We start from the raw sequence: 5,878 nt of genomic DNA, 5'->3' as shown, positions 1-5,878 counted from the left end.
CCTCAAGGATGCCCGCATGCGCGAACAGGCCCACTTGATCCAGGGCGAGGTCATTCGCCTGATGGAGGACGTCGGGCGCTTGGACGAGCGCGTGCGCAAGCTGCAGACCCATTTCGGCCAGGCCAGCAAGGATATCGACGATATTCTGGTGTCGTCGTCCAAGGTTACCAAGCGCGGCGAAAAGATCGAGGCGCTGGAGTTCGGCGCCTCGCATCCCAGCGCGGCGGAGGAGGCCGCCAAACCTCAAGCACCGAATGCTCGTAGCGCTAATTCCAAGACTGGCCAGCTCAGGCTGCGTGTAGTCGAGGAACGCGATTAGCGGAAGCGTGGGCCGGGTTCCGGTCGGCCAGATGGCCTATGAAGCCTTCTCGGCGGTCTCCATGCCCTCGAATTCTGGCAGCCAATGAAGGGCTGAGCGATGCCAAACCTGCCGACGCGGAACGAGTTGTTCACGCTGATCGGATGTTCCGGCCCTGAGACCGTAGACCTTGGGTCCATCGCCGACTGAGGTTGCAAACAGATGTGAGCCACATTCGCCGCAGAACCCTTGTGCGCGCTTGTTGCCGCTGTCGCCTGTCTTCACATAGATCTTGGGCGTGCCCGAGAATGCGATGTTTGCTTCGGGCACCTGCACCGTGACGCGAAACGCGGTTCCGGTCAGCTTCTGACAGTCGGTGCAATGACAGATCGCCGTCTTTTCGGGATCTACGTCAGCCTTGTAGGTGATGGCGCCGCAATGGCACCCGCCTTCGATCTTCACTGGAAATCCTCCATTTCACAAAGTTGATGATTCCAGCGGCATCCTAATCCTTTTCGGGTTTCGCCGTCTCGGCCGGCGGGTCCACGATCCGCTCCCGCCGTTCCCGCCAAAGCCGCGACGTCTGCGGCTTGACGAACACCACTGTCACCTCGGGAACCTCTGCCTTGAGCTTCGCCTCCAACCGCTCGACGCAGGTTTCGATGTCGGCAGCCGAGATGTGATCGACGAAATCGAGGCTGAGGCCGGCGACGATCTGCTCGGGCCCCAAATGCACCGTCAGCACGCCATTGGCGTTTTCGACCGCCCGGTCGGCCTGCGCGATCGCCAGGATCTTCGCTTGCACATCAGGCAAAGCCGGCTCGCMGATCAAGAGCCCCTTGCTCTCGTGGGCCAGGAATACAGCCGTTGCACCCAAAATCAGGCTGATGCCGATGGATGCCGCGCCATCGAGCCAGGGCTGCTCGAAATATTGCGCGGCGGAAATGCCGACGAGCGCGATCACAAGGCCAAGCAGCGCGGCGCTGTCTTCGAACAGGACGGTATAGACGCTTGGGTCCTTGCTGCGGCGAACCGCCTGGATGTAGCCGAGATTGCCCTTGGAGCGTCGGAATTCCTTGAGGGCCACCAGCCACGAACCACCTTCGAACACTATGCACAGACCAAGCACGACGTAGTTGATAAGCGGGCTTTCGATCGGCTCGGGATCAAGCATGTGGGTGATGCCTTCATAAAAGGCGACGCCCGCACCGAGCGCGAAGACCAGGAGTGCTACGATGAAGCTCCAGAAATAGAGCTCGCGGCCATGGCCAAATGGATGCATGCGGTCAGGCGGCTGGGCCGCGCGATGGAGGCCGTAGAGCAGCAACAATCCGTTGCCAGTGTCGACCAGCGAATGCACGCCCTCCGACAGCATCGCCGAACTGCCCGTGAAGGATGCCGCAACGAACTTGGTGGCGGCGATGAGCAGATTGCCCGCTATCGCCGCGAAGATCACAACCTTGGAGCCCGAATGTGCTGCCATCTCTGCCTCGCGCTGTCGGACTGTAGCGGGGACATTGACGCACTCAAGCATTTTCGCCTCAGCGGCAAGCTGGCTGTCGACGCCCTCAGTACCCCCCTTGCAAGCGCGGCGAGTTCGCGTTTCACTTCGCTTCTCAGCAGCGGGAGAAACGAATCATGGCCAAGGGTGCGATGAAAGCCRGGAAAGAAGCCCGGAAACCTAAAAAGGATGCCAAGAAGCCAGCACCTGCGCCGGCATTCAAGGCGCCTCCGGTGCAAGCGACCAAGATCAAGGACAAGTAGTCCCTGCTTTCGGCTTGACGCCAATCAACCACGCCCGGTCTCGGCCGGGCGCATGGTTGAATTCTTCTTCAAAAAAACCTATTTGAGCGGGGCAAGGACGACCTTGCACTCCCCAAAAACATCCGGCAGGGACGACCCGCCATCCCAATGGAGCGTTCCATGGCTTGGACTTATCTGTTTTTCGCCGGCCTGTTCGAGATCGGCTGGGCCATCGGCCTGAAATATACKGAAGGCTTTACGAAGCTGACGCCGACCGTCCTCACTGTAGCCTCGATGGTCATCAGCCTCGGCCTGCTTGGCCTGGCTCTGAAGACACTGCCCCTAGGCACCGCCTATGCCATCTGGACCGGCATCGGCACGGTCGGCACTGCGATGCTTGGCATCTGGCTTTTTGGCGAGCCCGCAACGGCGATTCGCCTCGCCTGCATCGGCCTGATCGTGTCGGGCATCGTTGGCCTCAAGCTCGTCGCCTGATCAGCAGCCAACTCTTATTGGCCTGCCCGTAACGGGCGAGCCTCACCATTATCCCGTTTTGAACCAGGACTCCCGAGAATCGATTCAGATTCTGGGGGCAGTTTTAGGCGCACGAAAGCAGCCCGCGACCGGGGCTTGGCAATACCCCCGGTCGCGAACCGCTTAGCAATGAGAATTTACACAATCGACCTCGAGCGCCGCGCGTCCGAACGGACGTACAAAGGGCGCTCTAGCCGATGCGTCGGATGTATCCCGCGATCAGCCGAAGTTGGCTGAGGGCGGCATCCGCTTGCCACGCGACTTGCGCGCTGCGTAACGCGCGTCACGCTTGGCCTTACGCTCGGCCTCGTCGGAAAGCACGCGGCTGATACGGTCGGCCTCTTCGGCCTCGCGTGCCTTGGCCTCTGCTTGTGCTGCCTCTTCGGCGGCCAGGCGTTCGGCTTCGGCCTGAGCTTCGCGCTCGGCCCTTTCAACGGCTTCGCGAGCCAGGCGTTCCTGCCTCAGCTTTTCCTTCTCGGCCTCGCGGATGGCGCGAGCCTCGAGGATGGCCTTGCGTTCGGCCTGGCGTGCCAGAACTTCTGGATCGTCAGCAGCCGGGCGTGCCTTGTACTTTTCGAGGAGAGCCTTCTTTGCGTCATTAGCAGCGTTACGCCGCTCGAAGACGTCTTTTTCTCTGTAGATTGCCAATTTGATTTCCCTGGAGTCACTTCTCGCCGTTTACATACGCGCGCGAAGGCAGAGTTCAAGCGCCAAAAAGGCATGTCTCCCATGAAATCGCCTGATGTTGCCGATGGGAAACGCTCTTTGGGCGCCAATCTCGATATGGATTGTTCACTAGACCGCATCTGGCGGCTTCGTGGAGCGATAGCTACGTGTAGCACGAATAATAGCGATAGGACCAGCGATCATGGAACTTGGCCTCTATACTTTTGCGGACGTTAGCCCTGAGCCAGGCCCTGGCGCCATCGGGCCGCATCAGCGGCTGCGCAATCTCATCGAAGAAATCGAGCTGGCCGACCAGGTCGGGCTCGACGTATTCGGGCTCGGCGAGCATCACCGCCCCGATTATGCCGCTTCCGCACCTGTCGTGGCGCTGGCGGCCGCAGCCGAGCGCACCAAGCGCATCAGGCTGACAAGTGCCGTCACCGTGTTGTCGTCGGACGACCCGGTGCGTGTGTTCCAGCAGTTCGCAACGCTCGACCAGCTCTCCGGCGGTCGCGCCGAGATCATGGCCGGACGCGGCTCGTTCATCGAATCGTTTCCGCTGTTTGGCTACAATCTCGAGGATTACGACGACCTGTTTGCCGAAAAACTCGATTTGCTGCTGGCACTGCGCGACAGCGAGCGCGTGACATGGTCGGGCACGCATCGCGCGCCGATCAATGATCGTGGCGTCTATCCCCGCCCTTATCAGGACAAGCTGCCGATCTGGATCGCCATTGGCGGCACACCGCAATCGGCGGCACGAGCCGGCGTACTCGGCCTGCCCTTGGCGCTCGCCATCATCGGCGGCGAGCCAGCGCGATTCGCCCCCCTGTTCGACCTCTATCGCGAGGCGGCGCGGCGCGGCGGACAGGATCCGGCCAAGCTCGCCACCAGTATCAACGTGCATGGTTTCGTCGGCGAGACGACCGAAGAGGCAGCTGACGATTTCTACGCACCGCAGGCCGAAGTGATGAACCGAATCGGCCGCGAGCGCGGCTGGGGACCGACATCCAGGGCGCATTTCGACCAGTCGCGTTCTCCGCAAGGCGCGCTGTTTGTCGGCAACCCGGAGGTGGTGGCCGAAAAGATCGTGGCGCAGCACAAGCTGTTCAAGAACGACCGCTTCATGCTGCAGATGGCGATCGGCATCATGCCGCACGACAAGGTCATGAAAGCGATCGAACTCTACGGCACCAAGGTCGCGCCGCTGGTGCGCAAGGAACTGGGCGCAGCGGCACCAGCAGCCTGACAACCACAGGAACCTTCAGCGGGCTTCGGCGTTTATCGCCAAGCCCGTCGTCCCAGTGGCAGGGCATTGGCCGGTGGCGGGGCATTGGGGGTTGATCATGCAAACCGAGATGGAAGCCTCCGGCGCGGAGCAGCCGGAGCGCGGCTTCCCGCTGGCCGAGATTCGCTTTATCCGCTCGCTGTTGCTGGGTATCTTCATCCTGGCCAGCGTCTACGCGCTCTATTTCGCGCGCGACTTCTTCATGCCGGTGGTGCTTGCCTTCCTGTTGGCGCTGATGCTGACACCTATCGTGCGTTTTTTTCGCAGGCGCGGCGTGCCGGAGGCGGTATCGGCCACGCTTCTGGTGCTGTTTTCCGTACTGACTATCTCAACCGCTGGCTATTTCATGAGCGGGCCGGTGATGGACCTCGCCAACAACGCGCCGGCGATCGGCCGCAAGCTGACCGAACGGCTTGCCGAGATCAGGCATCCTTTCGACCGGATGATGGAGATTTCTCAGCAGGTCGACCGTGTCGCCGAGACCACCCAGGAGCCCGGCCTGCAGAAGGTCATCGTCTCCCAGCCGGGCATAGTCTCGCAAGCCGCGGGCAACCTGCTGTCGGCGGCAACCACCGCGGCGATCACCTTCGTGCTATCGCTGTTCCTGCTCGCCTCCGGCACGCTGTTTTACGAAAAGATCGTCCAGTCCTTCGCCCGCATGAGCGAGAAGAAGCGAGCGCTGCGCGTCGTCTATGATGTCGAGCGCGAAATCTCGCGCTACCTGCTGACGGTTGCGGTGATCAATGGCGGGCTTGGCGTGGTGGTCGCCTCTGGCCTTTGGCTGATCGGCATGCCCACGGCAGCACTATGGGGCGTGACAGCCGCCCTGCTCAATTTCTTGCCTTACGTTGGCGCGCTGGTGTCGGTCCTGCTGGTCGCAGCCATTTCGCTGGTCACTTTCGACAGCCTCTCCTACGCCTTGCTGGCACCTGGCTTTGTCATCCTCTGCAATGTCATCGAGGGCCAGTTCGTCACCCCGCTCGTCGTGGGAAGACGCCTGGAGGTCAATGCGGTGGCGATCTTCATCGCGGTCGCCTTCTGGTCCTGGCTGTGGGGTTTCGTCGGCGCGCTGATCGCCGTGCCGCTGCTCGTCGTGATCAAGGTGTTCTGCGATCATTTCGACAGCCTGAGGCATGTCGGCAATTTCCTCGCCGCCCAGCAAACGGCCGAGCCCGAAGAGCAGGCGTCCGAGTCAACGAGTTGAACGTAGAAGCTGTTTGTGACCGAGGGTGGCCATACCTATATCGGAACGGCAACCGGTAGACCGCCATGTCCGATTTCGATCTCAGCGCCTATTTCCAACGCATTGGCTATGACGGCCCAGGCGTGCCGACGCTTGAGGTTCTGCG

At 61.4% G+C, this 5,878-nt stretch carries 8 protein-coding genes; 5 read left to right on the top strand and 3 right to left on the bottom strand.

The genetic code is table 11. From position 1 onward, the window contains the following. The coding region (gene rmuC / locus AC1DWF_RS29420; RefSeq protein WP_476842389.1) for a DNA recombination protein RmuC at positions 1-319 on the top strand (319 nt) is incomplete at its 5' end. 36 nt (positions 320-355) lie between these two features. Here rmuC and AC1DWF_RS29415 read toward each other — a convergent pair. Both AC1DWF_RS29415 and AC1DWF_RS29410 read right to left on the bottom strand, forming a co-directional pair. Next, the gene (locus AC1DWF_RS29415) at positions 356-760 is read right to left on the bottom strand and encodes a GFA family protein (protein ID WP_476783348.1); all 405 of its coding nucleotides are present in this window, start codon (positions 758-760) and stop codon (positions 356-358) included. 43 nt (positions 761-803) lie between these two features. After that, complete coding sequence (locus AC1DWF_RS29410; protein ID WP_476842388.1) at positions 804-1,781, bottom strand: cation diffusion facilitator family transporter; 978 nt, start codon at positions 1,779-1,781, stop codon at positions 804-806. Between the two features lie 155 nt (positions 1,782-1,936). On the opposite strand from AC1DWF_RS29410, the gene AC1DWF_RS29405 reads away from it, so the two are divergent. Then, positions 1,937-2,062 carry a hypothetical protein gene (locus AC1DWF_RS29405; RefSeq protein WP_476842387.1) on the top strand — a complete coding sequence of 42 codons (126 nt, stop codon included), beginning with the start codon at positions 1,937-1,939 and terminating at the stop codon, positions 2,060-2,062. Positions 2,063-2,221: 159 nt separating this feature from the next. Further along, positions 2,222-2,536 (top strand): quaternary ammonium compound efflux SMR transporter SugE, encoded by a 315-nt coding sequence (gene sugE / locus AC1DWF_RS29400; RefSeq protein WP_476783346.1) that lies wholly within the window; start codon positions 2,222-2,224, stop codon positions 2,534-2,536. A 258-nt stretch (positions 2,537-2,794) separates the two neighbouring features. On the opposite strand, the gene AC1DWF_RS29395 is transcribed toward sugE, so the two are convergent. Further along, positions 2,795-3,223 (bottom strand): DUF6481 family protein, encoded by a 429-nt coding sequence (locus AC1DWF_RS29395; RefSeq protein ID WP_476783345.1) that lies wholly within the window; start codon positions 3,221-3,223, stop codon positions 2,795-2,797. 220 nt (positions 3,224-3,443) lie between these two features. Here AC1DWF_RS29395 and AC1DWF_RS29390 point away from each other — a divergent pair, with 220 nt between their 5' ends. Further along, the gene (locus tag AC1DWF_RS29390; protein WP_476783344.1) at positions 3,444-4,490 is read left to right on the top strand and encodes an LLM class flavin-dependent oxidoreductase; all 1,047 of its coding nucleotides are present in this window, start codon (positions 3,444-3,446) and stop codon (positions 4,488-4,490) included. Positions 4,491-4,587: 97 nt separating this feature from the next. Continuing rightward, a complete protein-coding gene (locus tag AC1DWF_RS29385) occupies positions 4,588-5,733 on the top strand; it encodes an AI-2E family transporter (protein ID WP_476787948.1) in 1,146 nt (381 codons plus the stop codon). Positions 5,734-5,878: the final 145 nt, after the last annotated feature.

Source organism: Aminobacter sp. P4_D5 (genome assembly GCF_056401815.1).
Note: the sequence above shows the minus strand (reverse complement) of the source record. Positions and strands in the feature narration are given on the sequence as shown.